The sequence below is a fragment of the Paenibacillus sp. H1-7 genome (genome assembly GCF_022354825.1).
GTDB lineage: Bacteria > Bacillota > Bacilli > Paenibacillales > NBRC-103111 > Paenibacillus_S.
Map to the genome: position 1 here is coordinate 1,681,644 of NZ_CP031168.1, position 23,009 is coordinate 1,704,652.

36 protein-coding genes and 1 pseudogene are annotated in these 23,009 nt (G+C 46.6%); 32 read left to right on the forward strand and 5 right to left on the reverse strand.

The genetic code is table 11. The features are described 5' to 3' along the window. Positions 1–13: 13 nt before the first annotated feature. Complete coding sequence (locus DVH26_RS07570) at positions 14–1,465, forward strand: bifunctional metallophosphatase/5'-nucleotidase (protein WP_239632848.1); 1,452 nt, start codon at positions 14–16, stop codon at positions 1,463–1,465. 60 nt (positions 1,466–1,525) lie between these two features. Here DVH26_RS07570 and DVH26_RS07575 read toward each other — a convergent pair whose 3' ends face one another. After that, on the reverse strand, positions 1,526–2,338 hold the full coding sequence (locus tag DVH26_RS07575) for an undecaprenyl-diphosphate phosphatase (RefSeq protein WP_239632850.1): 813 nt from the start codon (positions 2,336–2,338) through the stop codon (positions 1,526–1,528). Positions 2,339–2,554: 216 nt separating this feature from the next. Here DVH26_RS07575 and DVH26_RS07580 point away from each other — a divergent pair, with 216 nt between their 5' ends. From DVH26_RS07580 to ytvI, 4 genes are all read left to right on the forward strand, one after another. After that, positions 2,555–3,646, forward strand: a complete 1,092-nt coding sequence (locus tag DVH26_RS07580) for an HD-GYP domain-containing protein (RefSeq protein ID WP_239632852.1) — start codon at positions 2,555–2,557, stop codon at positions 3,644–3,646. A gap of 151 nt (positions 3,647–3,797) precedes the next feature. Beyond that, complete coding sequence (gene yfkAB, locus DVH26_RS07585) at positions 3,798–4,922, forward strand: radical SAM/CxCxxxxC motif protein YfkAB (RefSeq protein WP_239632854.1); 1,125 nt, start codon at positions 3,798–3,800, stop codon at positions 4,920–4,922. A 106-nt stretch (positions 4,923–5,028) separates the two neighbouring features. Next, positions 5,029–6,366 (forward strand): hemolysin family protein, encoded by a 1,338-nt coding sequence (locus tag DVH26_RS07590; protein ID WP_239632856.1) that lies wholly within the window; start codon positions 5,029–5,031, stop codon positions 6,364–6,366. 24 nt (positions 6,367–6,390) lie between these two features. After that, a complete protein-coding gene (gene ytvI, locus DVH26_RS07595) occupies positions 6,391–7,437 on the forward strand; it encodes a sporulation integral membrane protein YtvI (RefSeq protein WP_239632858.1) in 1,047 nt (348 codons plus the stop codon). Positions 7,438–7,587: 150 nt separating this feature from the next. Here the strand turns inward: ytvI and DVH26_RS07600 are convergent, their stop codons facing one another. After that, positions 7,588–8,277, reverse strand: a complete 690-nt coding sequence (locus DVH26_RS07600; RefSeq protein ID WP_239632860.1) for a C40 family peptidase — start codon at positions 8,275–8,277, stop codon at positions 7,588–7,590. Positions 8,278–8,405: 128 nt separating this feature from the next. Here DVH26_RS07600 and DVH26_RS07605 point away from each other — a divergent pair, with 128 nt between their 5' ends. The 3 genes and pseudogenes from DVH26_RS07605 to DVH26_RS07615 form a co-directional block, all read left to right on the forward strand. Beyond that, positions 8,406–8,612, forward strand: coding sequence for a spore coat associated protein CotJA (locus tag DVH26_RS07605; RefSeq protein ID WP_239632862.1), 207 nt, complete (start codon positions 8,406–8,408; stop codon positions 8,610–8,612). A 20-nt stretch (positions 8,613–8,632) separates the two neighbouring features. Beyond that, positions 8,633–8,902 carry a spore coat protein CotJB gene (locus DVH26_RS07610; RefSeq protein ID WP_275590460.1) on the forward strand — a complete coding sequence of 90 codons (270 nt, stop codon included), beginning with the start codon at positions 8,633–8,635 and terminating at the stop codon, positions 8,900–8,902. 42 nt (positions 8,903–8,944) lie between these two features. Continuing rightward, positions 8,945–9,175, forward strand: a pseudogene (locus tag DVH26_RS07615) (manganese catalase family protein); the annotation flags it as partial. Between the two features lie 18 nt (positions 9,176–9,193). Here DVH26_RS07615 and DVH26_RS07620 read toward each other — a convergent pair. After that, entirely contained in the window at positions 9,194–10,771 is a 1,578-nt protein-coding gene (locus DVH26_RS07620; RefSeq protein ID WP_239632865.1) for a recombinase family protein, read from the reverse strand. A gap of 83 nt (positions 10,772–10,854) precedes the next feature. On the opposite strand from DVH26_RS07620, the gene DVH26_RS07625 reads away from it, so the two are divergent. After that, positions 10,855–11,184 (forward strand): LytTR family transcriptional regulator DNA-binding domain-containing protein, encoded by a 330-nt coding sequence (locus tag DVH26_RS07625; RefSeq protein WP_239632867.1) that lies wholly within the window; start codon positions 10,855–10,857, stop codon positions 11,182–11,184. Between the two features lie 157 nt (positions 11,185–11,341). Here DVH26_RS07625 and DVH26_RS07630 read toward each other — a convergent pair whose 3' ends face one another. Together DVH26_RS07630 and DVH26_RS07635 are read right to left on the reverse strand one after the other, a co-directional pair. Next, positions 11,342–11,569, reverse strand: a complete 228-nt coding sequence (locus DVH26_RS07630; protein ID WP_239632869.1) for a helix-turn-helix domain-containing protein — start codon at positions 11,567–11,569, stop codon at positions 11,342–11,344. Between the two features lie 223 nt (positions 11,570–11,792). Further along, entirely contained in the window at positions 11,793–12,119 is a 327-nt protein-coding gene (locus tag DVH26_RS07635; protein WP_239632872.1) for a helix-turn-helix domain-containing protein, read from the reverse strand. A 207-nt stretch (positions 12,120–12,326) separates the two neighbouring features. Here DVH26_RS07635 and DVH26_RS07640 point away from each other — a divergent pair, with 207 nt between their 5' ends. From DVH26_RS07640 to DVH26_RS07755, 23 genes are all read left to right on the forward strand, one after another. Next, the gene (locus tag DVH26_RS07640; protein WP_239632874.1) at positions 12,327–12,551 is read left to right on the forward strand and encodes a helix-turn-helix domain-containing protein; all 225 of its coding nucleotides are present in this window, start codon (positions 12,327–12,329) and stop codon (positions 12,549–12,551) included. Between the two features lie 12 nt (positions 12,552–12,563). Beyond that, positions 12,564–13,256: a Rha family transcriptional regulator gene (locus tag DVH26_RS07645; protein WP_239632876.1), complete on the forward strand. Its 693-nt coding sequence runs from the start codon at positions 12,564–12,566 to the stop codon at positions 13,254–13,256. A gap of 56 nt (positions 13,257–13,312) precedes the next feature. Next, complete coding sequence (locus DVH26_RS07650) at positions 13,313–13,462, forward strand: hypothetical protein (protein WP_239632880.1); 150 nt, start codon at positions 13,313–13,315, stop codon at positions 13,460–13,462. 92 nt (positions 13,463–13,554) lie between these two features. Beyond that, on the forward strand, positions 13,555–13,815 hold the full coding sequence (locus DVH26_RS07655) for a hypothetical protein (RefSeq protein ID WP_239632882.1): 261 nt from the start codon (positions 13,555–13,557) through the stop codon (positions 13,813–13,815). After that, complete coding sequence (locus tag DVH26_RS07660; protein ID WP_239632884.1) at positions 13,812–14,168, forward strand: DUF7694 domain-containing protein; 357 nt, start codon at positions 13,812–13,814, stop codon at positions 14,166–14,168. Before DVH26_RS07655 ends, DVH26_RS07660 begins: the two co-directional genes overlap by 4 nt. Continuing rightward, positions 14,165–14,374, forward strand: a complete 210-nt coding sequence (locus DVH26_RS07665; protein ID WP_239632885.1) for a hypothetical protein — start codon at positions 14,165–14,167, stop codon at positions 14,372–14,374. The genes DVH26_RS07660 and DVH26_RS07665 overlap by 4 nt, the downstream gene beginning before the upstream one ends. Beyond that, entirely contained in the window at positions 14,371–14,580 is a 210-nt protein-coding gene (locus DVH26_RS07670; RefSeq protein ID WP_239632887.1) for a hypothetical protein, read from the forward strand. Before DVH26_RS07665 ends, DVH26_RS07670 begins: the two co-directional genes overlap by 4 nt. Then, a complete protein-coding gene (locus DVH26_RS07675; RefSeq protein ID WP_239632889.1) occupies positions 14,577–14,936 on the forward strand; it encodes a YopX family protein in 360 nt (119 codons plus the stop codon). Before DVH26_RS07670 ends, DVH26_RS07675 begins: the two co-directional genes overlap by 4 nt. 63 nt (positions 14,937–14,999) lie before the next feature. Continuing rightward, positions 15,000–15,206, forward strand: a complete 207-nt coding sequence (locus tag DVH26_RS07680) for a hypothetical protein (RefSeq protein ID WP_239632891.1) — start codon at positions 15,000–15,002, stop codon at positions 15,204–15,206. A 6-nt stretch (positions 15,207–15,212) separates the two neighbouring features. After that, a complete protein-coding gene (locus tag DVH26_RS07685; RefSeq protein ID WP_239632893.1) occupies positions 15,213–15,371 on the forward strand; it encodes a hypothetical protein in 159 nt (52 codons plus the stop codon). A 290-nt stretch (positions 15,372–15,661) separates the two neighbouring features. Beyond that, the gene (locus DVH26_RS07690; RefSeq protein WP_239632895.1) at positions 15,662–16,354 is read left to right on the forward strand and encodes an ERF family protein; all 693 of its coding nucleotides are present in this window, start codon (positions 15,662–15,664) and stop codon (positions 16,352–16,354) included. A gap of 350 nt (positions 16,355–16,704) precedes the next feature. After that, on the forward strand, positions 16,705–16,971 hold the full coding sequence (locus DVH26_RS07700) for an FKBP-type peptidyl-prolyl cis-trans isomerase (RefSeq protein WP_239632899.1): 267 nt from the start codon (positions 16,705–16,707) through the stop codon (positions 16,969–16,971). Positions 16,972–17,023: 52 nt separating this feature from the next. Then, positions 17,024–17,236: a hypothetical protein gene (locus DVH26_RS07705; RefSeq protein WP_239632902.1), complete on the forward strand. Its 213-nt coding sequence runs from the start codon at positions 17,024–17,026 to the stop codon at positions 17,234–17,236. Between the two features lie 538 nt (positions 17,237–17,774). Beyond that, the gene (locus DVH26_RS07710; RefSeq protein ID WP_239632904.1) at positions 17,775–17,966 is read left to right on the forward strand and encodes a hypothetical protein; all 192 of its coding nucleotides are present in this window, start codon (positions 17,775–17,777) and stop codon (positions 17,964–17,966) included. A gap of 18 nt (positions 17,967–17,984) precedes the next feature. Beyond that, positions 17,985–18,155: a hypothetical protein gene (locus DVH26_RS07715; RefSeq protein WP_239632906.1), complete on the forward strand. Its 171-nt coding sequence runs from the start codon at positions 17,985–17,987 to the stop codon at positions 18,153–18,155. Positions 18,156–18,364: 209 nt separating this feature from the next. Further along, on the forward strand, positions 18,365–18,541 hold the full coding sequence (locus DVH26_RS07720) for a hypothetical protein (RefSeq protein ID WP_239632908.1): 177 nt from the start codon (positions 18,365–18,367) through the stop codon (positions 18,539–18,541). A gap of 21 nt (positions 18,542–18,562) precedes the next feature. Further along, complete coding sequence (locus DVH26_RS07725; RefSeq protein ID WP_239632910.1) at positions 18,563–19,351, forward strand: adenine nucleotide alpha hydrolase family protein; 789 nt, start codon at positions 18,563–18,565, stop codon at positions 19,349–19,351. A gap of 143 nt (positions 19,352–19,494) precedes the next feature. Beyond that, on the forward strand, positions 19,495–20,328 hold the full coding sequence (locus DVH26_RS07730; protein WP_239632912.1) for a DUF4373 domain-containing protein: 834 nt from the start codon (positions 19,495–19,497) through the stop codon (positions 20,326–20,328). Further along, positions 20,270–21,571, forward strand: a complete 1,302-nt coding sequence (locus DVH26_RS07735) for a replicative DNA helicase (protein ID WP_239632915.1) — start codon at positions 20,270–20,272, stop codon at positions 21,569–21,571. The genes DVH26_RS07730 and DVH26_RS07735 overlap by 59 nt, the downstream gene beginning before the upstream one ends. A gap of 106 nt (positions 21,572–21,677) precedes the next feature. After that, positions 21,678–21,869 carry a hypothetical protein gene (locus DVH26_RS07740; RefSeq protein WP_239632916.1) on the forward strand — a complete coding sequence of 64 codons (192 nt, stop codon included), beginning with the start codon at positions 21,678–21,680 and terminating at the stop codon, positions 21,867–21,869. Then, entirely contained in the window at positions 21,866–22,123 is a 258-nt protein-coding gene (locus tag DVH26_RS07745; RefSeq protein ID WP_239632918.1) for a hypothetical protein, read from the forward strand. The genes DVH26_RS07740 and DVH26_RS07745 overlap by 4 nt, the downstream gene beginning before the upstream one ends. A 120-nt stretch (positions 22,124–22,243) precedes the next feature. Beyond that, a complete protein-coding gene (recU, locus tag DVH26_RS07750) occupies positions 22,244–22,753 on the forward strand; it encodes a Holliday junction resolvase RecU (protein WP_239632920.1) in 510 nt (169 codons plus the stop codon). Continuing rightward, positions 22,750–22,971, forward strand: coding sequence for a hypothetical protein (locus DVH26_RS07755; RefSeq protein ID WP_239632922.1), 222 nt, complete (start codon positions 22,750–22,752; stop codon positions 22,969–22,971). Before recU ends, DVH26_RS07755 begins: the two co-directional genes overlap by 4 nt. Positions 22,972–23,009: the final 38 nt, after the last annotated feature.

The following is a 23,009-nucleotide window of genomic DNA, read 5'->3' on the forward strand; positions in this document are numbered from 1 at the left end:
GAGCTGGCTTTTCATGAGTACACCGCATTTGCGGCTGCGTATCCTTCATTCCAACGACATCCACAGCCACTTTGAGCAGATGCCCGGAATTGCGGCTGTGTTTCAGAAGCTGCGGGATGAGGCGGGGGAAGAACATACGCTTACGCTGGATATAGGCGATCATATGGACCGGATGCGGCCCGAAACGGAGGCAAGCGGAGGGAAGTTCAATCTCGAGATCATGGCGGCGACCGGCTATGAAGCCGTTACCTTGGGAAATAACGAGGGCTTGACCTTTACGCGCGAAGCGCTTGCCGAGCTGTACGGCGGACAGAACGGGCCGGCAGTATTGGTTTGCAATCTGCTCGACGCCGAGACGGGAGCCGTACCGTCCTGGGGAGCTCCGTATCATATTACGGAAAAAAGCGGGCTCCGAATCGGAATGATCGGCGCAACCGCTTATTACGACAAGTATTACCGGCTCCTCGGATGGGATATACTGCAGCCGCTTCCGGTTATAAAGAAGCTGGTACAACAGCTGAGACCGCAGGTTGACGTCATCATTGTCCTGTCACATCTCGGCTTGCGCCAGGACGAGCTTATAGCTGCGGAGGTAGACGGCATTGACGTCATTTTAGGCGGACACAGCCATCATTTGCTGGAGCAGCCGCTGCACATTAACGGAGCTCTCGTTTGCGGAGCGGGCAAGTTCGGCCAATACATCGGCGTTGTGGACATGGAATTTCATCCGGAGACTCGCAAAGCGGTAAGATCGACAGGGTATGTGCGCAAAGTGGACGGGCAGCGGACGGACCCTGTAGTGGCGGAAACCACTCGCCGGTTACAGGACACGGCACGTCGAATGCTGGACGAGGAGGTCGCTTATCTGGAGGAGCCGATCCATATGGACTGGAACCGGGAAGCGCCTCTCGGGAATATGCTGGCGGCCGTTCTGCGGAAGTGGACGGATGCCGATATCGGTATCGCGAATGCCGGTCAGCTCCTGGATCACCTCGGCAGCGGGAAAGTTACCGCGGGTAGGCTGCTGGACATTTGTCCATCGCCCGTCAACCCGTGCCGGATCACGATTACCGGAGAGCTGCTGTTGCAAGCGCTGGAGGAATCGCTGCTGCCGGAATTTCAGGAGAAACCGATCTACGGCTTTGGCTTTCGCGGCAAAGTGCTGGGCATGCTGAATGTGGACGGCCTGAGCATTCATTATGACGGTACGGCCCTGCCGTACAGCAAAATCAAGAGCGTATGGATCGGCGGAGAGCCGTTGGTACCGGACAGGACTTATAAAGTGGGGACGCTGGACATGTTTACTTTCGGCATCGGCTACTTGTCCCTTTCGAAGGGCACGGACGTGAAATATTTCCTGCCTGAATTTTTGCGGGACATCATTCGCGGGGAGCTGAACGATAAGTCGGCGATACGGGACGGTGAAATAAGAAGATGGATCCCCGCTCATGAAAAAGACTGTTGAGACATGAACTCAACAGTCTTTTTTTCTTCCCATTCAATGAGGGCGAGGCTGACTTATAAGCTATATATACAAATAGATGATGAACAGCGCAGCCAGAATGAAGCGGTAATAGGCGAAATAAGTCAGCTTCATTCGGGAGACGAGCTTGATGAACGTGACTACCGCCAACAGAGCAACAATAAAAGATACTATAAAACCTGTGATAAAAAAGCCGATAATATCTGGTGTAAACAATTTATATGCTTTGAGCAAAGATAGGCCGGACGCGGCGAACATGAGAGGGATCGCTAATATAAAAGTAAAATCCGCCGATGCCCCTCTGCTTACTCCGGACAGCATACCGCCGGCGATCGTAGCCCCTGAACGGGAGAAGCCGGGCCAAATGACGGCCAATATTTGATATAAGCCGATATAGAACGCTTGCCGGTAAGTAATGTCGTCGAGCTCCTGCGCCGTTTTCTTGGAATCGGATTTTTCCGCCAGGATCAGCAGCGCGCCTCCGACGATAAGGCTCAAGATGACCGTCTTCGGAGAAAACAAATGCTCTTCGATCCAATCGTTCACCAGAAGCCCTGCGATACCCGCAGGTAAAATCCCGATGAGGATGTGGAGCAGGTTAAGCTTGTTTTTGCCTGACCGAGCCGGATCCTTCTTCAGCCCGAAGAGCAGCAGAATCCGATTCCAGTAAATAACGACTACGGCCAAGATGGCGCCAAGCTGTATGACGACCTCGAATGTCTTCATAATGGCATCGTCCTCAGGAATGCCGAGCAGCGCTTGTGTCAGTATCAAATGTCCGGTAGAAGATACAGGCAAAAACTCGGTAAGTCCTTCTACGATGCCCATAATGATCGAAACCCAGTAACTTAACATAACTGCCTCCTGCTTCAATTAATGCGAACTTCTTTATTGTAGCTTGTTGCTGGATGTCCATCAATACTAACGTTGGGGCCGTTTTCAGGTGCTTTTGAGGCCTCATCCAAGAGCGATAATGTCGAAAAATGTAAATTAATTATTGCTCTTTTGCAAGTTATCCGATACATTAGGCATAGAATATTTCTTTACTTTGAAGAAAGAAGACGTGGTTGAATGCGGTTGCTTCCTCTTGGCTTGGTTCGTCCCGGAATGAAACTGGGAAGAAAAATATATAGTGAAGACGGCTTGACGTTATTGGGTGAACGTGTCGAATTATCGCAAAGATTGATCCAGCGCTTGAGCGAGCACGGAGTCGATTTTGTATACATCGACGATCCTAGAACGAATGATATTAGCATTCAGGATATGATCAGCGATGAGACCCGGCTTAAAGCGACCTCGGAAATCCGTTCCTCGTTCCGCAGGATGATGGAGGGCGCCGTTCTCCGCAGTACATCCAACCACCTCCATCTCGGCAAAACGTTCGGGAATGTCATGAAAATGATTATTGACGATCTGAGCGGGCACCAGGACGCGATGATCATGTTAACCAACATTTGCGTAATGGACGATTATTTGTTTCAGCATTCCTTGAATGTTTGCATCTATACGACCATGCTGGGAATGGAATATGGCTATAGCCGGGAAGAATTAATGACGTTAGGGCTCGGTGCGCTGCTTCACGACATCGGAAAGACGCAAGTCCCTTTGGAGCTCCTGCGCAAAAACAGCAAGCTGACGGATGATGAGTTCACAAGTATCAAAAGGCATACCGAGTACGGGTTCAGAATATTAAAGGATGAGCCGAACATTCCGCTGCTTGCAGCCCACTGCGCCTTCCAACATCACGAACGTCTAAACGGGAGCGGCTATCCGCGCGGCATCGTCGGAACCGACATTCACGAATATGCCCGCTGGATCGGGCTGGTCGATTCCTATGACGCGATGACGACGCACCGGGTATACCGCAAGGCGATGCTGCCTCATCAAGCGCTGGAAATATTATTTACCGGTACGGATACGCTGTACGAGAAGCAAAAGATCGAGCTGTTCCGCGATAAAATCGCCATTTATCCCATCGGCGTTTCCATTACGTTAAGCACGGGTGAAAGCGGCACGGTCGTCGGCCTGAACAAAATGTTCCCGCAAAGACCGATTGTGCGGATATTGAAGGATGAAGAAGGTCAGGAGCTGAAGGCGCCGTTCGACGTAGATTTATCCGAGAAGCTGTCCGTTATGGTAACAGGAGTTAACGATACCGTTTAATCGTTTCATATAGAGGAAGCACGAACCGGCCCGGGATCCCCGGGCTATTTTGCATGGGGGACGGATTTCCCCGGTTTGGTTTCATTTTCATGCGTCATACGATACAATAGGTGGTAAAAATACTTTATACAGTCAGGTGTGAAATTGAAGCATGATAGATAATCAGATTCCCGTACTACCAGCATTAACGCCCGAAAACGACCCTTGGGACCCCATTCGATCTCTGGAGCGGCACGGCAAGCATAAGCTGACCAGCGTCGAATTGACGGTGACCAATCTGTGCAACATGCGGTGCGAGCATTGTGCGGTAGGCGAGACACTGACGATGACCGAGGGACCGCGTATTCCTGTGGCGAAGATTCTGCAGCAGCTGGAGCAGGTGGAGCATCTGGAGACGATCAGCATAACCGGAGGAGAGCCAAGCTATCATACAGCAACGGTACGGGATTACATTGTTCCGATTTTGAAATATGCGCGGGAGCGAGGCGTCCGTTCCCAGATCAATTCGAATTTGACGCTGGATCTGGCGCGGTACGAACTGCTTGCCCCATATCTCGATGTAATGCATATATCCTTCAATTATTTGAATGCGGACGACTTTCATCAAGTCGGCTTCGTCCGTTCGGGAAGGCCGGTTTCGAGCGAAACGGCTGCGAAGATGTACGAACGGATGGTGGAAAATACGATTGCGCTCAGCAAAGGCGGCATGTTCGTCTCGGCCGAATCGATGATCAACTACCGGACGCATGAGAAGCTGTCCGAAATTCACCAGCTTATCGTGGAGATGGGCTGCAGAAGGCACGAGGTGCACCCGATGTATCCAAGCTCCTTTGCATCCAATTTGCCCGTTCTGTCGCTGGAGCATTTCCGCGCTGCCATTCACCGGCTGCTGGATACAAGAAACCGCGAGCTGTGGATGCTGTTCGGTACGCTTCCGTATTATTCGTGCAGCACGAGAGAAGAGGATCAGCGCATGATTCGGAGATTGCGTGAAGAACCTAATGTTACGGTACGCAACGATCCGGATGGACGCAACCGGCTGAACGTCAATCTGTTTACCGGCGATGTGTATGTAACGGACTTCTCCGATGTGCCGCCGCTCGGCAACATTCATACGGATACGCTGGAGCAAGTATTCGAACGGTGGGGCCGCCATCCGCTTAACGGATCGGTTAGCTGCCATTGCCCCGCGGCACGGTGCTGCGGACCGAATTTGCTGGTTGTGGATACGTACTACAAAGAGATTGATTTTACGAAACGCAAGGCGGTTATATAACGCAGGCTTTACCGGAAAGGGCTTCGTATTGAAGCGGCGGCACTTGACGATCGTTTCGGGATTGCCGCCGCTATCCTAGCTTGAATAAGAAGGGGTATGAGGTTCAGTGGGCTTAGAATGGGGTTTAATCTTACTCAACGTCCTGCTGGTGTTGGTGCTGGTGCTGCTGAACGGCTTCTTCGTCGCTGCCGAATTTGCATTGGTGAAGGTAAGAACGACAAGGCTTCAGCAGCTGCAAAATGAAGGAGTGGGCAAAGCCAAATACGCCCTGGCCGTTACACGAAAGCTCGACGCTTACTTGTCAGCGACCCAGCTTGGAATCACTTTAGCTTCGCTTGGTCTCGGCTGGGTCGGCGAACCGGCCATTTCCCATCTCATTGTCGACCCGATATTTGCCATGCTAGGCTGGAGCAACGAGTGGTTCAGCTCGGCTCTCTCGGTATTTATCGGCTTTGCGACGATCACGTTTTTGCATATCGTGCTGGGGGAGCTCGCTCCCAAATCGTTTGCGATCCAGAAGTCGGAAGTGGCCGCTCTCTGGCTGTCCGGCCCGCTGCTGTTGTTCTACAAGGTGTTTTTTCCTGCGATTTGGGTGCTGAACGGCGCCGCGAACCGGCTGCTCCGCCTGATCGGGGTCCAGCCTGCGAACGAGCACGATGCGGTGCATACGGAGGAAGAGATTCGGATATTAATGAATCAGAGTGCGCGAAGCGGGCATATCGACAAGGACGAAATGGCTTTGTTCGATAACATATTCGAATTTTCCGATCGGGTCGCGAGAGAAATCATGCTGCCGAGGATGGATATGGAGTGCTTGTACGCGGAGCGGACTTTTGAGGAAAATTTAAAGACCGTGTACCGGACGAAGCATACCCGTTATCCGGTTGCCCGTAAAGACAAGGATACGATACTCGGGTTCGTACATATAACCGACTTATTGACAGCCGATCCCGATGAGGTTCACGACTTGACCGCGTTTATAAGACCGGTGCTTATGGTGCCGGAATCGATGGAAATCAGCCATGTGCTGAAGCTGATGCAGCGCAAGCATTCGCAGCTTGTCATTGTGGTGGACGAGTACGGCGGAACGGCAGGGCTTTTGACGGCCGAAGATATTTTGGAAGAAATCGTGGGAGAAATGCATGATGAATTCGACGAGAATGAACGTCCGAGCATTGAGAAGAAGGGTGAAGCATATTCTGTAGACGGGCGCGTATTGCTCGAAGACCTCGATGAGCTCCTGACGCTCGGCATCGAAGACGAAGAGATCGACTCGATTGGCGGCTGGCTGTTCACGCAGCTGGAGGGAGCGGTATCGAAGGGGAAGAAGCTTCTGTACGGATCGTTCGAATTCGAAATTGCCGAAGTGCGGAGGCTCCGTATTATGAGGGTACTCATCCGCCGTCTGGAGCAGGAGAACATTGCGGATTACGAGCTTGAATAAAGGGTAAAGGGGAATTGCCCGGGTATGTCGTTAAGAACGATTCTGTTTTGCGCTATCGGCGTCGTATTGCTGTACGGGGTGTTCACGATCGGTTTTCCTTTTTTGCTGGCTATGCTCATCGCCATCTTTTTGGAGCCTTGCGTTCAATGGCTTATGAAGCTGGTTAAAGTGAAACGGATGTGGGCCGCCGCGCTGGTATGCACTTTGTTCACCGGATTGATGCTAGGCTTTCTTTATTTGATCGGGTTTAAAATGGTTTCGGAGCTGATACAGTTTTGGAAAAATGCTCCCGACTATCTGAACAACGCCAAGCTGTTCTTCGAGGATACTACGGCAAAGACGAGATTGCTGTACGATTCGCTGCCGGCCGGTATGGCGGAGCAGCTCGAAGCTTGGCTCGAGTCCGGAGTCAGCACGATTACCGACAATGTGAAAGGCATCGTTACGGCCGTATCGGCTTACTTCCTGAACATTGCGAAGACGATCCCGAATTTGTTCATTTTCTTCGTTGTCTTCATTATCGGACTGTACTTGATATCGATCGGCTTGCCGGGCTTGTACCAGTCATTCCTCAATTTGTTCGAGAAGCCGTCGCAGACGAAGGTCGTATCGGTGCTTAATGACCTGCGAAGAGCCATCCTCGGCTTTCTGTTCGCCCAAGTGCTGATCAGTCTGTTAACCTACATCGTAACGCTTATCGGACTGCTGTTCTTAAGAGTAGACTACCCGCTGGCTATCGCCCTGCTGATAGTGATAGTCGATGTGCTGCCGATTCTCGGAACGAGCGCGGTGCTCATCCCTTGGGCGTTGTACAGCATCCTTACGGGCAATATTCAGCTGGCGATCGGCCTGCTAGTGCTGCTGTTCTTCATCATGATCTTCCGCAAGCTGATCGAACCGAAAATTATCGGGGATGCGGTAGGCATTAACGCTCTGGCGGCATTGATGAGCATGTATATCGGCTTCAAGCTCATCGGCGTGGTCGGTCTAATTTTTGGACCGATCCTGATTATTGTGTATCAGGCGCTGAGGAGAGTCGGCTTGCTCAAAATCAACATCAAGCTGGATTAAGATAAACGCTTACACGATAATCCGTTCTTTCATTAGATAAGCAAGCCGTTGAAGCCGGACTCATGGAGTAGACCGCATACATTAAGCGCCAAGCCGCTTAAGCGGACAATTCCTGCGGAGCCCGGCTTAAGCGGCTTTTTTCATCCAATGTCAATAGCGTCTCGCACCGAGATATTTGGGGCCCCAATAGCTGTTATCGAGCTTCTGTGTGTAGACCCCCATCGATCTTGTAGCCGATATGAATTCGCCGTTGCCGGTATACATTCCGACGTGGGATACGACGCCGGGCTCGTTCAATCCGAAGAAGACCCAGTCTCCCGGCTGGAGGTTTGCGCGGCTCACCGCGGTTCCCATCCCGGCCATTTGTTCCGAGGACGTCCGCTCGAAGGAGAGGCCGAACTTTTGGAACATGAAATAAATGAATCCTGAGCAATCGAATCCCGAAGGTGTAGTGCCTCCCCATACGTAGGGGACACGTAAGTAGTTGTTCGCGTCTTTGACTATCTGCTGCTTCACGACGGCGCGCGACAACGCTTCTTGAGTTGCGGCGTTGGCTGTGCCGGTGACGGGCAAGCTGTAGGCTTGCTGAAAGCTGCGAACCGCTTGCGCGGTGATCGTTCCGAAATAAGAGGTAATGTTTGGATATGTAAAGTACCCTAGAGCTTTCAAATGGCTTTGCAGCGTACCGACGGCATTTCCCGACATGCCTTGGGATAGAGTGGCGGTTTGTGCTTCCGTTGCCGCGGATGCAGCGGCTTGAGCAGACAGGTTGTGCAAAGGCAGACTGGAAGTAACAAGGATCAGAGCGGCGGCGAGACTTTTTGTAAACGCTTTCTTCACGTTGTCAATATTCCCTCCTTGGCGGTTTTTCCTGCAATTTCGGGTATTGTTCTATTTTATACTCATAATGGACAGGGCCTCAATGTATAAATATTGGTAGCAGTTCAACATAAGAAGGAGGCATCCATGTGCACACTTCTCAAGTAAGAGTATGGTATCCGTATCGGGGTCCCTGTGACCCGTGTCCGCCGATTGTCGCCAAGACGTATTCCACGCCGCCGCAACTGTTTATGTGTTTTCAACCGATGAATTTGCCCCAATTTTCGCCGCAGGAAGCATTGAAGCTAGGCACGCTCTGGCCCGCGCTCTACAGTCCTTACGAACCGGGATGCTAGGAGAGGGGAGATGAATTGGTATGGATAAACATAAACAAATGCCGGAGCAGTATTACGCGCTGCTGCAGGAGCTGCAGGCGGTAGATTTCGTACTGGTGGAGCTAACTCTCTATCTCGACACTCATCCGCTCGACAGCAATGCATTGAATCAATACAATCATTGCACGCAACAACGAATGGAGCTGGCTCATGAATTCGAAATGCTGTACGGACCGCTCCAAAGCTTCGGCCGCAGCTTTTCTCAATATCCTTGGCAATGGAACGACACCCCCTGGCCTTGGCAGGTGTGACGAGACCGTATCAGCAAAAAGCGAAGGGAGAGGAGCAACGGCATGTGGATTTATGAGAAAAAGCTGCAGTACCCTGTCAAAGTCAGCAAGTGCGACCCTCGTATGGCGAAGCTGCTGTTGGAGCAATACGGTGGAGCGGACGGTGAGCTGGCCGCAGCGCTTCGCTACATGAACCAGAGATATACGATACCGGACAAAATTATTGGTTTGCTGACGGACATATCGACCGAAGAATTCGCTCACCTTGAGATGATTGCGACGATGGTGTATAAGTAAACCATGAGCTGATATCTACCTTATTCTCGGTACAATCTTTATGCTGAAGTCGTCTCCTGACTGGTGTTTCTCCTTCGTGTACTCCACTCTTGCCAAAATGGATTTGATGTTGTTATTCTTCTTCTGTTGGTCCTTTGATCGTTTATATGATGCCAAGGCTTGTTCGATCGTAGGGATGACATCCTTCTTCGTATGTTCCTTTTTCCGCATCTCCTCAAGTTGTACCTGTGATTGCTTTAATTGCTCCTGTTTCTGCTGGATCCTCTCTGATAAGTTTTTCGAACGCTCCAAGAAAGTTTCCTCATCATATATCTTCCGTTCCAGAAAATCAAAAAGTGAACTTTTCTGCGCTTCGAGCTGCTTTAACTCCTCTTGCAATGTTTTGGTTACTTGCTCGTATACATCAAAATTCGTTTCCTTAGCTTTACGTTTGCTCACACTTAGTTTATATTGCTTAAGCCACTCCCGGGCAGCCTCAATAATTCGATTTTCTACCAGGTCAAAGTTAGAGCCTTTGCAATCACAATATTTATTGTTGCATAATATTGAATAACCCTTTGTCCTTCTATATTTAGGGAAAGCTTTCAGAACCATCGCTTTTTCACACTTGCCGCAAAATATTAGCCCTGCCATAGGGTTTACAATTTTAAATTCATCACGAACTGGATTACTCAAATTATTCTTCAGCTTAAGCGCAGCCCGCTCAAAGGTTTCATCGTCAATGAGAGGTTCATGCTTCCCCTCGACATTAATCCATTCCTCTTTATCGCGCTGCTTGATGTTATATTTACGGTCGCCGCTGGATGATTTCTGCCGGTTTGACTTCTTCCACTGGATTCGGCCAATATAAACTTCGTTTCGCAACATCTGAAGAATTACATTAAAACCCCACTTGGTTGTTCCTCGATATGTAGGGATCCCCAACGCGTCCAATCTTCGAGCGATTTTCACACCACCCATATCTGTTAGCTCCCCATTCTCCTCCAAGCCGTTAACGTACCAATCGAAGATCATCTTAACGACATTGGCCTGTTCTGGATGAGGCTCTAGGAAACGCTCCCCGCGTTCATTATAAGCCAGCTGATAGCCGTATGGCGGACGAGTCCCGATGTAGTTTCCTTCACCAGCGGAAGATTCCCGGCCGCGCTGCAAACGTCTCTTAATTGTTTTGTACTCGCGGCGGCTCATGAACAATCCGAATTCAAAGTATTCCTCATCAAATTCATTGTTTGGGTCATAGGTCTTATTAGGCGTTACGATGAGCGTAGAGCTTTGTTTAAATGCCTGAGCAACCATACCCTGGTCAATGGTATCACCACGGGCCAGACGCTCTACCTCGACGACTAATACACCTTTCCATTTGCCATCCTCTACATCGCCCAAAAGCTTCATTACTTCCGGCCGATCAGATATACGATCACCGGAAACAATCTCTTGATAAATCTGGGTTATATTTATTTTAAGACGCTTAGCAAGCGCAAGAAGCAGCCGCTTATGTTTAGCCAGTGTTTCTCCTTCGCCACGGGCTTCTGCGTCTAAATCTGCCCTTGATTTACGCAGATATATACAGTATTCCCCTGATGGTACTTGCATGCTGATCCTCCTATATAATTAAAATCCAATTGGGACGGAATATCACGGGTTTATGTGGTAATCATAGGTATCGAGGTGATCCTATGGAGATTCCAGTTTATTGTACCACCAATAAGAAAACGACGACAATTCATTTAGAAGATATCCTTTTTATCAATGTAAATAATAATAAAATTACGATACAAACAAAAGATGGTATTTATCGTCCTCTAATTGCGCTAAAAGAATATGCCGAATTATTTAAGGAACACGGGTTTGAGAAGCTCGAAAATTCGACACTTGTCCATGTAGATAAAATTACAAGATTCGATAAATACAGCAAAATAGCCTTTTTCGACAATGATGGGCATCCGACGAAGGCTTGTTATGTATCCAGAAGAAACTTAAAGAAACTCAAGCATTTGAAAAAATAAAGACCATTTTCATAGTGTAGATGGCGTTTTTTAGGCATCATAATTCGACACACAAGATGTGACATCATGTGTTATTGTATGGATAGGCCTTAAAACTTCACTACATAGTGAAGTGTCGCCCCCAGAGTAGCGTAAAACATCTACTCTGTTGATGTGCCTACCCCATCTTGCTGCTAGATTGTTTCCAAGTGTAGAGATCGTCAATTGGAATCTCCAAAGCTTCTGCAATAGTTTTAGCAGTGGATAAAGTCATCTGTCTTCGATTATGGGAGTAATCGGATATTGCAGTTTCACTTATTCCAGTTAGAAATGACAATTCTCTGGCGGACAATCTTCTTTCCTTAAGTATAGAGGGTAGTAGGCACTTATCGGGACGATAGGCCATCTTTTACCCCTAACATTTGTCGAATAATGTAGATTAATATACCCATTGATGGGAACGGGTGTTCGTAATATAATTAAAAAACCAAACAAGAATCGGAGATGATGTAATGACTGGAGATAATAAACGTGAGATTGTACTAGATATTATTAAAAACCAGTGTTGCGTTAATGCCGAACAGAAGGATGTACTTGATTATGTTGTATTAGCTTTACAAGAAGCTGAATTAAAGTCCTCTGATCTTCGCAGCAGTCTCAAGTAACTGCTCAATGATTTTATAATCCTCTTCCTTTTCTAAATCAAACCCAAACTTTTCTGCCACTTTTATCATGGCCGCTGCTTTTCGCTCAGCAACTGTTTTTTCCTTAGTAGCGGCCGGAGTAGGATCATCAGTCTTTCCGAGAATAAAATCTACTGATACATCAAGTGCAGACGATAGAGAAGCTAGGTCATCATCTACAGGCTTAGAATATCCACGTTCCCAATTAGAAATAACTTGTTTTGATTTATTAACTAAGACAGCTAATTGCTCCTGTGTAATCCGTTTCTCCATTCGTTTCTTCTTAATTCTATCCCCTGTGGAACTCAAATTAATAACACACTCCCTCCTATTGAAAGTTTACCACCCAGTAACGGTATTCGATACATGAGTAACGGATTATGAGATATATATGAAAATAAGTGTTGACAGTAACGGAAAGCGTTAGTATAGTATTAGTAACGGATGACGTTACTAGATTGATAGAAAGGAGGAACAAATATGGTATATGAAAATGTTGAGCGCATCAGAAAATCAAAAGGCGTTACTAAGACTCATATGGCAAAAAAGCTAGGAATGACACTTCAAGGATATCGTCACATTACTTCTGGTAGCACCAGACTTGATGTGGAAAGATTGAAGGTAATTGCTGATATTCTAAATGTAGAAGTCGGTATTTTTTTTGACAATAAACTAACGGAATCCGTTATTAATAAATCTGCCTAAGGAGATGATCGAATGAAACAGTTAAAAGTTATAAGTCAAAGTGGTCAATTGCTTGTTGATAGCCGGGAAGTTGCTGAAATGACAGGTGTACGACACGCCGATCTTCTCGAAAAGATCAACGGTTATGTTCGATACTTAACCAACGGAGAATTCCGCTCGTTAGATTTCTTCATTGATAGCACATATCAGGACAGCAAAGGCGAACTTCGTCCATGTTTTCATCTCACTCGAAAAGGCTGCGATATGGTAGCTAACAAGATGACTGGCGAAAAAGGTGTCCTATTTACTGCCGAGTATGTAACACGTTTTGAACAAATGGAAAAGCATCTGCAAAGCAATGTTGTTCCTCTTGATGAACGTCGTCAGCGCATTGAAATGTTGAAGATGAGTATCGAACATGAGGAACGCATTGAGAACACAGAACGCCAGATCATGCAGGTTACTGAAAAGGTTATGGAATTAGAAGTCAAAGTTGATGAGCAAATCACCTTAGATAGCGGCGAACAACGAAAAGTTCAAAAGGCTATCGCAAGAAAAGTCTACGAGCTGGAATCTGATAAGAAGATCAGAAGTGAGTACTTCCAACAGATTCATCGCGAGATCAAGGACCGCTGGGCAGTAAGCAGCTACAAAGATGTTCGCCGGCATGAGATATCTGGACTGCTTAAGTATATCGATGCTTGGAAGCCGAGACAAATCGCTTAAAAACAAGGTTAGTCCCACTCAATCAATCGCATACACATTAAGCGGAGGGGATGCACATGAAGGATATGAAAATCGGAAACACCAAGATCGTCTTCGACACATCTTATGTAGATTCACTTACTGAAGAAGAAATCAAGATTAACCGGATCAACTTTTCTGAATCAGTATGGGCCTTGATGGATGATGAGATGGAAGAGGCGGTATAGCCTCCCCATGATGGACAAGCACTCATAACCATTAGCATATTATACCAAAATTAATTCAATTGATAAATTAACTTTATATGGAGGGATGTAGCATGAAAGCAAATGCTGCGAAAACTGAAAAGGAAATGTTCGCATGGTTGGCAACACAAGTATCGATCCTGCGTTACCGTCCCAAAAATCGCGTTTATCTCCGTCAATTGATCGCAAAGGTTCGTGCTTATAAAAACGATCCGCATCGAGCAGAGCTTCTGCAGAAATACGCTGACTTTATAGAACCTCATCGTAGTAATCCTAATTTTCATTCGGCTTCGTTTGCTGGATTCTTTCATGTAATAGGCGGTGAATCCGCATGAGGAAATGGATCGGAAAACCGTCACCAAAAAGCAAACACGTTGGCACAGGATGGTTTGGTGAGTTAAACAAATCGTGGGTGGATGAAACCTACAGATATGCAGTCATGTCCAGAACCATCCAAACTGAATGGGGAACAGTTGAGCATGTATGCATGAGAAACCTAGATAACACCGACATACCTTGGGCCGAGAAACAACTCATTAAAAATGAATTATTTGGCACTGATCGTACCGCAATTGAGGTTTTCCCTACTGATGCTGAATTGGTGGATGAAGCGAACATGTACCACATCTGGGTGCTTCCTAAAGGGTTTGTGTTGCCGTTCACTCTGAAAGAAGGTGTGATTGCATGAACCACCCCATAGTCACCCAAATCGAACGCTTCGGCTATCCATTCCCACTGAAGCATCCTGGCACACTTGGCCGATGCCACTGCGGCTGCGGCGAGCTGCTCACGACAGAAGATGCATACATCCGCTGGGATGATCAATACTTCACGGATCGCAGCTGTGTGATGAAGTATCTCAAAAATAACTTCGACTTGGAGGAAATCGGATGAGTGAGTACAGAGTCTTAACTGAATGCAATCGCAACTTTATATGGTCAGCTCCGGACCTGGATTGGCTCATGCGCGAATTGGTCCGCAAAGGCTACCGCGCCACACTGGTCATGGAAAACGCGGAGTATGAACGCGAACAAGACACGCTTCAAAAAGAATGGAACTGGAAAGCAGAACGCGAGATCGAAGGGGAGAAGACGGCATGAGTAGGGAGATAAGATTTCGGGCTTGGGACGTAACTGATCAGAAAATGTTATACAACTTGGATACATGGCACATCCATTCAGGCAAGGTGGAAATCGAAGCTGACAATTGGGATTGGTACAAGAAAGACCGAATCCTTTTACAATACACCGGCCTGACTGATTGTAAGGGAAATCCGATTTATGAAGGGGACGTTATTGAATACGACAATGAAAAATATCAAGTGTACTGGTCAGAAGATTGGGCTATGTATGCAGTTAAGGGATGCCAAATACAAGCGCTTATGCGTTATGCATCTTATGGTGAAGTAATCGGAAATGTACATCAACACCCTCACCTACTGGAGGCCAATGCATAAGTGTTTCAATCGATTGACGACATCATCACCTACTATAAAACCCCAATAAAGGAGCGAGACCAAATGTGGATCGATCTACAAGAGAACGCTTTGCTGCAGATGAAAGATGTTGGACTAGCTAAAGAAATATCGCGATTTTCCACGCTGGAGAATGCCAAGAGTTATTACAGCAAGCAAGAAGGTAAGTATGCCGGTTATGTGAATCCAAGCCCTACAACGGCAATGGCAACGCCTGTGGTGGTCTTGCAGCTGCAGAAGGGAAGGAGGTGAGTACAGATGAGCCAATCCATGCTTAAGCTCCTATGGGATGCTTTGCGGAAGAATCAGCTAGACATGATGCAGTATCCCTTAAACAGTCCGGAACGTTGGATATTAATCCAGGATAACCGGGAAATAGAGAAGGCCCTTACGTTTGCAGACGTAACGGCCCGATAGGTTAGAACTCTGGGAAGAATTCTTTGTAATGCCATTATAGCACATCGAAAGGACTGATTATAGATGCAGGTCAAGACAAGATGCTTGATCGAGTCTAAACGCCATCCAGGTAATTTCCTAAACCGAAAGTGTGATGGGCTAACGGCTGACTTTGATGCAGCGATTCGATTTCACGATGAAGGACAAGCCAGTGAATGGCTTCTAAATGGAATGTACGCTCCAGAAGATAAAGAAAATTACACATATACATTGATCGAGATAACCACAAAGAGAAAGGTGATGGAAAACGAATGTGCAACAAAAGTGAATCCATTAAAAATATAGCTGCTGCGCTTGTGAAATTTAACGGCGAAGTAAAAATGATCGAGAAAGACGCACAAAATCCTCATTTTAAAAATCAATACGCCTCATTGGACACAATCATTGACGAAGTAAGGCCTTTATTAGCCAAGCACGGATTGTCCGTTCTACAGTTTCCTGGAGGCGATGGCGAGAGGTTTACACTGCGATCTATGTTGCTCCACGAATCAGGTGAATGGATCGAATCGGAACCCATTATCATGCGTCCTGTTAAAAACGATCCACAAGGAATTGGAAGCTGCTCCACCTATGCGAGAAGATATAGCCTCTCTGCCATGCTTTCTCTCAATACTGGTGAAGATGACGATGGAAATGACGCTACACAACCTAATATTAACCGTCAGAATGGCACTACAAGCGGTCAATCATATCAGTCAAACCAGTATACTCAATCATCCCAAACGGCTGTTCAGAGACAGTCTAGTTCGTCCACAGGAGAGATGGCAACTGAAGGACAAGCCAAAATGTTGAATATCAGAACAAAAGAAATCGGGTGCTCATATGAACGAATCTCTGATTTTCTTGGGTATGAGGTAAAGGCTGGGGCAGAGATAAAGAAAGCAGACGTAAATAGAGTCCTTGAATTCATTTCATCGATTAAAGAGCAGATTGCTGCATCGTGAGGTGACAAATGAACCTAGCACATCAACCAGTTAGATCATATACCAAAGAACAGCAGCTTGCAGCAAAGCGTATAAAGCCTACACAGCGGCAAATGGGCGCGATAAGCCCTAAGGTCGATAAGCAACTAAAAGAGCGCTCACAAGGCGTATGCGAGCTTTGCACAGTGGATAGAGCAACACAACGAGCACACATAACCGGATGGAAGCAAATTGATCATAAAACAACCGTAGAGGACCTGCTGCATGTCTGCGTAGTCTGTCACAAATGGCTGGATGAAACGGTAGAAGGCATACAGTACAAGAAAACATTACGAGGGGATTAGATTCCCCTCTCTATAGGAGGAAGAACCATGAAAGTACAAATCGAAAATAACCTATACATCGAATCGGACACATACGGATACCAAGTAAAGCAATACAACGGCACACGGTTTGACGAGAAGCTGCAGAAGGAAGTCGATATCTCTGTGACTCTCGGCAACTACACCACGATCAAGGGCTGCGTTAAGCACATCATGAACATGAATATCAAGGAATCCACTGCGGTGACGCTGCCAGAGCTTCTACAAGCGGTTGAACGGATCGAGGAATACATTGAGTCGAAGATAGCGGTATAGAGCCTCAGATATGCTGCTACACAACATAATGAATGAGAGGTGCCCATTTAAAATGGTAAAAGATTGTCCTCATTGTGGTGAAGATATGCTAGAGCTTTTGGATGATGATGTGTTGGTTTGTACTAATTATCATGATTGCGGTTATCAAATTAATAAGTGCCCTGGGTGCGGTTGGCATATGGTGCCGCAGCAATCAGGAGACGAATCACCTGATTGGGAAGAATGTCAGAATCCAAATTGTGATTTTGATGAAGAACAGGTCTGAATAGGTACGTGGTATTAAGTAATTCGATGAATAGGGGTGTTCGTGGGATGGACGGAAAATGTAAAGAATGCGGAACCATGTTACCTTGTGCATGGGGAGGAATTTGCTCGGAATGTAATGGTGCTGTATCAGAATGCTTAGCTTGTCCTACGAAGTGCAGAGAACCCGAAGAAATGAAAAAAGTTCATGAATGGATGGAAAGAGTGGGCAAGGTAATTCAATGAATAGCTTTGAACTTGGGACGCATGCGGGATGTATAGCATGGGCTTACATAGCAAGCGTGTGCAGCTAGCCTACAGGGTGGGAGGGGTTAGCACAGTTATTTTAAATCAATGGCAACACAACATAATGTAATAGGGTGAGTTCATGAAAAAGGAAAAAGATTGCTTATCATGTAGCCATTCAATGAGCGTAATTGGCGACGAACACGATGAACTATTCTGCGTCTTAAAGCAAGAGAAGGTCGAAGAAGACGATGTTTGTGAGGATCATAACTGAAGTAATTCGTTGAGTAAATTTGTCCATAAGGAGCGTTCGTATGAAAGCAATTATAACGGTGACAGCAGAAATTGAAATTGATGTGCCTAATGAATATTATCCGCCTGAGTGTGACACAGACGAAAAACGACTCGCTTACGAAATAGAAAGCTATGACAATGGCGAGGGTGATATTATGCAATTACTTTCAACCGAGTCAAAAATGACAATTGTAGGTAAAGTAATTCGATGAATAGGGAGCGTGCATTGAATGGAGAAGAATAAACTTCTTGAATGGTTACGGACAGAAGCGGAAAAAGAAGGTAATCTATCCGAAAATCATCATAACGAAGGGTATCGGTTAATTCACGCAGGATTCGAGGGTGCCTATAAAATGCTAATTGAGAAAATCGATGCAGGAGACTTCGATACAACATTTTGAATATTGAAGGACATGGGAGATAAAAAAATGAAACTATTTCGTCGTCTCGAACAAGACGGTCATATTGTTGAAGAATTTTGGTGTTTCGGAAGAGGAGTTGTTTACGTGGATAAACGATGGTCTCCCCTATCTTTCGATGACGCTTGTGATCTTTTGGAGCAAAAAAGCAATGAACATTCGTGAATATTGAGGAACATGGGAGGGATAGCATGAACGAAGTTACCATATCACGCCTACCAGACTCGGTTATAGAAGAACTGGAAGATGAGGTATCAAAGTTAGCCGATGAGCATGACATCAGCCCTGACATAATCCGTACTTTAAATCTATTAATCATGGGATACCATGTGGCATGGGATGCGTTGGACGGACAGGATTTAATATGAGGAACACGGGAGGATCGCAGAATGAAACACATTGTAAATTACTCCGGTGGTGTTGGTAGCTGGGCCGCAGCTAAACGAGTGATCGATCAACATGGAGCTGAAAACACTATTCTGCTATTTACTGACACACTCATTGAAGATGCGGACCTATACCGGTTCCTCCAGGAGACGGCAGATAAATTTGGTACTGAGTTAGTTTGGTTAAAAGATGGCCGTGATCCATGGCAAGTGTTTAAGGATGTGCGATGGATCGGAAATAGCCGCATTGCGCAATGCTCCCACTTGCTAAAACAGAAGGTCGCTCGTGAGTGGATAGAAACTAACTACAAGCCCGATGAAGCCATCCTGTACGTAGGCATCGATTGGACGGAAATACACCGCATGGCCTCCATTGTGAAGCACTGGAAACCTTACGAGGTAAAAGCGCCAATGTGCGAGGCTCCATACATTGATAAACCGGATATGATGCGGTTACTACAGTCTGAAGGCATTCAGAGGCCGAGTCTTTACGACCAAGGGTTCAGTCACAATAATTGCGGCGGGTTCTGCGTTAGAGGCGGACAAGGCCACTTTATCAATCTCCTTAAACAGAATCGGGAATTGTATCTGTACCACGAAGGCAAAGAGCAAGAAATGCGGGAGTACCTTGGGCGCAATGACATATCGATATTGACACGAATCGTTGATGGGGAAGAACAGACATTAACGCTTCGAACATTGCGTGAAGAATGGGAAAGCGGCCTGGGGATGCAAATAGATTTGTTCGACATCGGCGGCTGCGCGTGCTTTGCACAATATGAAACAGCATGAAAGAGAATCACCAGGAGGGAAGAACGGATATGCAACACAAACTGACATGGTATCAGCACATATACGATTTGATCAGATACGGACCGATGGCGATACGACAATATCTTGAGGATCGGAAATTGAAGTAGGGAGGGGTTAGGGCGATGGCACGTCCCAGGAAAGAGGGAATGGAATACTTCCCTCATGATACAGATGCTTCGGGTGATGAAAAGATTGATGCAATGCGAGCACTATTTGGAAATAACGGGTATGCCTTCTACTTCATCCTTTGCGAACGGATTTACCGCACAAGTGTAGCTGAACTGGACGTGTCGAAGCCGGTTCTGCTGCTCCCCTTGATCAAGAAGCTCTTGGTCAGTAAGGAACAATTTGAAGAAATGCTTGTTGCGGCTTTTGAGCTCAACCTATTCAGCCGATCTGACTATGAACAACGAGGTGTCATAACAAGCAGTGGAATTAAAAAACGCTTCGATGATGTCAATCAGATGCGGAATAGATGGAGAAAAAGCAAGGAAAAGGCACCTCAACAAGAGGTTTTCCACGAAGAAAACGATGCAGAAAAACATGAGGAAAACGCCGAAGAAACTCGGGAAAGTAAAGTAAAGGAAAGTAAAGAAATATATATTGCGCATTTTGATAAGTTTTGGAGCATCTATCCTAACAAAAAAGGAAAAGCGGCTGCACTCAAAAAGTGGATCTCGTACAAAGACACGATTGATATAGAAAAGGTGCTCGAGGGGACATTCGCATACATTGAGTACTGTAAGGCAACGGAAAGAACGTATAAAGACGGATCAACATTCGTAAACAACAAATCATGGGAAGATGATTGGACCATTCCAGCAAACAGACGATACCGGCACACAGAAAAGAATGTAGTTCAAATCGATTTCAAACCTTCTGAGGAGGAACGCAGGTATGTTGCACAAGCTTTCGCCAAACAAGGAAACGGACTACCGGCTGCCTACAACGAGTGAGGAAGTGCTGGGGATACTCCTAAAGGATCCTTCCTTGTTGAAGGAGTATAAGCGAAAACTGAGCCCCGGAATGTTCAAAAACTATGAAACTCTATTCACCAAAATGATAGAGCTAGACGATCAGGACTCATTCACGTTTAAAGATATCATCCTATCCTTTCCTATCCAGGCACCACAGATTCATGAGCTCCGAAACAGCATTGCATCAACCGGACGGATCGGACAACTCATCGAGCAGCTGAAAGAAGAGTATCTAGCCGAACAAATCCACCATGTTATCTCTCGAGCGAACTACGAACTGATCACCGAAGGAAGGAGCCCCAACGAAGTTTTACCGGGGCTCCAAGAAAAAGTACAGATGCTGACCAACACCGAGTCCACTGATCTGCATGATTCTGAATCGGACGTCGAGCAGTTTTACCAGTGGGTGGACGAGGTTATGGAGGACCCAAGCAAGGCGTATGGGATGATGACCGGCATTGAGGACCTAGACGCTTTAACATCCGGATTCTATCGAGGTGATTTCATCGTGGTCGGAGCTCGGACAAGCATTGGTAAGTCGGCCTTCATGATTGAGATGGCATTACGACTTGCAAAAGCCGGTCGAACGGTTGCGATTTATTCGCTCGAGATGAGTAAGAGGCAAATATATCTTCGGATGCTGGCGAATCTAATGAGTTTGGACCTCGGGATGTTGAAGACCGGAAGAATCCCAGCAAATCGAAGGCAAGACATGAATGACTATAAAGCATTTCTGAAGTCGATTTATGTGGACGATACTCGAGCCGTTAGCGCGGATTACATAACAGACAGCATGAGAAGGGTAAAACGGACCAGAGGACTTGACGTTGTGATGGTGGATTATCTCCAGGATGTTAAGGAGCCCGGGGAGAGTAACGATAACGGCGGCAGCGCACTTGCTCGAGTGTGTAGGAAGCTTCGAAAAGGAGCCCAAGAGTTTGATTGCGCAATGTTTGGGCTCTCCCAGGTTACTCGAGGCGTAGAAGAACGCAAAGACAAACGACCGCTTGCTAGTGACCTAGCAGGATCCACGGGGATTGAAACGAGTGCTGATGTGATCGCTATGCTTTACCGGGATGATTACTACGACCCAGCTACAGAGAAAAAGAACGTGATGGAAATAAACTTCTGCAAGCAAAGAAACGGACAAGTGGGAAAGGTGGAGATGATCTATGCAAAGAAATTCCAGCAGCTTAGACCACTCGAGACTGGAAGATACTGAAACGTTTTTGAGTCAGATGTACCCACGACTAGTTATTAAAGCGCACGAGCAGGGAGATATTCAGGAGAATATGCGGGACCATCTGTTGACTCGAGGGATGTTCGAGTTGGATGAACTTGAAGAATGCTATAACGAATTGGTGAAATGCATTAAAAATAAACAGTTTTACCAACTTGTTGATCGAATCGAAAAGGCAGAAGTGGTTATAGAGCAAGAAAAGGATTTGTACAAGAAACAATTCTATATCAAAAAAATGAAAGAGCTCGCTGCGCAGCTCGAAGGGATGGGACCGGCATGAGAGTTTACTTTGAGGGTAAAACGCCACGGCAGCACACGCCAGTAACTAAAAGCGATCTGTATGAATCCGGTAAACCAGTTAACAGTGAGCCGGTTGTATCGAAGTGGTCCAAAGAAGAGATCGACCGCTATTTCAAAACAAAGTACCCCAATCTAAAGCCGCCACGGAACAGTGAAGGGCAGAAACTCAAACGCCCGATCCTTGGTGCCAAAACTGACAAAGAAAGCCAAAAAAGACGTAAAGGAGCGATGTGAAATGTACAGAGTAACAGCAAACAAAGGGTTTGTGAGTGAAAAGATGCCAATCCATCGTGCAGTTATCTACGCGTATGACCTTGAGAAGCTCGGTAACGTTGACGTGAGGGTGGTGCCAGCATGAGTATAGTGTACGCTAACCGAGGGATGGGCCTTGAAACGCTGATCGAACACGCAAACGCACAGTACGCGTCCAAAGGAATAGCTCAGATCCAGAAGATAGCAACACCATGGAAAGTGATTCGCAAAGGAAAGCAAATCGTTAGCGCTTTCCCCGAGAAGAAAAGCACCGTGGACTTTATCGGAGTTTACGGAAAGGGTAGGGCGTTGGCATTCGATGCAAAAAGCACTCAGAACAAGACGAGAATACCACTAGCAAACTTTGAAGATCATCAGATTAAATTTCTTTTACAGTGCTGCAGGATGGGTGGTTCAGCTTTTTATATCATCGAATTTAAAACACTCGGGGAGATTTACTACCTCCACATACTGGACTTTTTTGAATGGTACTCAAGGTTTCGGAATGAAAGTTTGACGCTTGAGTGGATACGAAGAAAAGGCATCAAGGTCGAATCCGGAAACGGAATAGTGCTTGATTATCTAAAATCAGTTGAGGAGTGGAGTGCATGAACGAAACCCTTGAACAAGAAAAAGAACGTCTGCAGAAACGTCTGGAGCTGCTTAATGTGAACTCAAGAGGCAGGGATAGGATCGTGGAACGAATCAAGGCGATCAATGACGAGCTGGGGATCAATCATAAACCGCCGCCAGACGAACGAGAAGGTGCCAAGGAACGGTTTTCTTCGACAAATAATACAATTGGTCGTCCGACAGTGAACGCGTCTTAGATGGGCTTGTACGAAGTAGGAAAAGTACGTGATATGTG

Coding starts and splice junctions, on each gene's coding strand:
- DVH26_RS07570 (WP_239632848.1), top strand. CDS start 14: ATGAGTACACCGCATTTGCGGCTGCGTATCCTTCATTCCAACGACATC.
- DVH26_RS07575 (WP_239632850.1), bottom strand. CDS start 2,338: ATGTTAAGTTACTGGGTTTCGATCATTATGGGCATCGTAGAAGGACTT.
- DVH26_RS07580 (WP_239632852.1), top strand. CDS start 2,555: ATGCGGTTGCTTCCTCTTGGCTTGGTTCGTCCCGGAATGAAACTGGGA.
- yfkAB (WP_239632854.1), top strand. CDS start 3,798: ATGATAGATAATCAGATTCCCGTACTACCAGCATTAACGCCCGAAAAC.
- ytvI (WP_239632858.1), top strand. CDS start 6,391: ATGTCGTTAAGAACGATTCTGTTTTGCGCTATCGGCGTCGTATTGCTG.
- DVH26_RS07610 (WP_275590460.1), top strand. CDS start 8,633: ATGGATAAACATAAACAAATGCCGGAGCAGTATTACGCGCTGCTGCAG.
- DVH26_RS07620 (WP_239632865.1), bottom strand. CDS start 10,771: ATGCAAGTACCATCAGGGGAATACTGTATATATCTGCGTAAATCAAGG.
- DVH26_RS07625 (WP_239632867.1), top strand. CDS start 10,855: ATGGAGATTCCAGTTTATTGTACCACCAATAAGAAAACGACGACAATT.
- DVH26_RS07630 (WP_239632869.1), bottom strand. CDS start 11,569: ATGGCCTATCGTCCCGATAAGTGCCTACTACCCTCTATACTTAAGGAA.
- DVH26_RS07635 (WP_239632872.1), bottom strand. CDS start 12,119: ATGGAGAAACGGATTACACAGGAGCAATTAGCTGTCTTAGTTAATAAA.
- DVH26_RS07640 (WP_239632874.1), top strand. CDS start 12,327: ATGGTATATGAAAATGTTGAGCGCATCAGAAAATCAAAAGGCGTTACT.
- DVH26_RS07645 (WP_239632876.1), top strand. CDS start 12,564: ATGAAACAGTTAAAAGTTATAAGTCAAAGTGGTCAATTGCTTGTTGAT.
- DVH26_RS07650 (WP_239632880.1), top strand. CDS start 13,313: ATGAAGGATATGAAAATCGGAAACACCAAGATCGTCTTCGACACATCT.
- DVH26_RS07655 (WP_239632882.1), top strand. CDS start 13,555: ATGAAAGCAAATGCTGCGAAAACTGAAAAGGAAATGTTCGCATGGTTG.
- DVH26_RS07660 (WP_239632884.1), top strand. CDS start 13,812: ATGAGGAAATGGATCGGAAAACCGTCACCAAAAAGCAAACACGTTGGC.
- DVH26_RS07665 (WP_239632885.1), top strand. CDS start 14,165: ATGAACCACCCCATAGTCACCCAAATCGAACGCTTCGGCTATCCATTC.
- DVH26_RS07670 (WP_239632887.1), top strand. CDS start 14,371: ATGAGTGAGTACAGAGTCTTAACTGAATGCAATCGCAACTTTATATGG.
- DVH26_RS07675 (WP_239632889.1), top strand. CDS start 14,577: ATGAGTAGGGAGATAAGATTTCGGGCTTGGGACGTAACTGATCAGAAA.
- DVH26_RS07680 (WP_239632891.1), top strand. CDS start 15,000: ATGTGGATCGATCTACAAGAGAACGCTTTGCTGCAGATGAAAGATGTT.
- DVH26_RS07685 (WP_239632893.1), top strand. CDS start 15,213: ATGAGCCAATCCATGCTTAAGCTCCTATGGGATGCTTTGCGGAAGAAT.
- DVH26_RS07690 (WP_239632895.1), top strand. CDS start 15,662: ATGTGCAACAAAAGTGAATCCATTAAAAATATAGCTGCTGCGCTTGTG.
- DVH26_RS07700 (WP_239632899.1), top strand. CDS start 16,705: ATGAAAGTACAAATCGAAAATAACCTATACATCGAATCGGACACATAC.
- DVH26_RS07705 (WP_239632902.1), top strand. CDS start 17,024: ATGGTAAAAGATTGTCCTCATTGTGGTGAAGATATGCTAGAGCTTTTG.
- DVH26_RS07710 (WP_239632904.1), top strand. CDS start 17,775: ATGAAAGCAATTATAACGGTGACAGCAGAAATTGAAATTGATGTGCCT.
- DVH26_RS07715 (WP_239632906.1), top strand. CDS start 17,985: ATGGAGAAGAATAAACTTCTTGAATGGTTACGGACAGAAGCGGAAAAA.
- DVH26_RS07720 (WP_239632908.1), top strand. CDS start 18,365: ATGAACGAAGTTACCATATCACGCCTACCAGACTCGGTTATAGAAGAA.
- DVH26_RS07725 (WP_239632910.1), top strand. CDS start 18,563: ATGAAACACATTGTAAATTACTCCGGTGGTGTTGGTAGCTGGGCCGCA.
- DVH26_RS07730 (WP_239632912.1), top strand. CDS start 19,495: ATGGCACGTCCCAGGAAAGAGGGAATGGAATACTTCCCTCATGATACA.
- DVH26_RS07735 (WP_239632915.1), top strand. CDS start 20,270: ATGTTGCACAAGCTTTCGCCAAACAAGGAAACGGACTACCGGCTGCCT.
- DVH26_RS07745 (WP_239632918.1), top strand. CDS start 21,866: ATGAGAGTTTACTTTGAGGGTAAAACGCCACGGCAGCACACGCCAGTA.
- recU (WP_239632920.1), top strand. CDS start 22,244: ATGAGTATAGTGTACGCTAACCGAGGGATGGGCCTTGAAACGCTGATC.
- DVH26_RS07755 (WP_239632922.1), top strand. CDS start 22,750: ATGAACGAAACCCTTGAACAAGAAAAAGAACGTCTGCAGAAACGTCTG.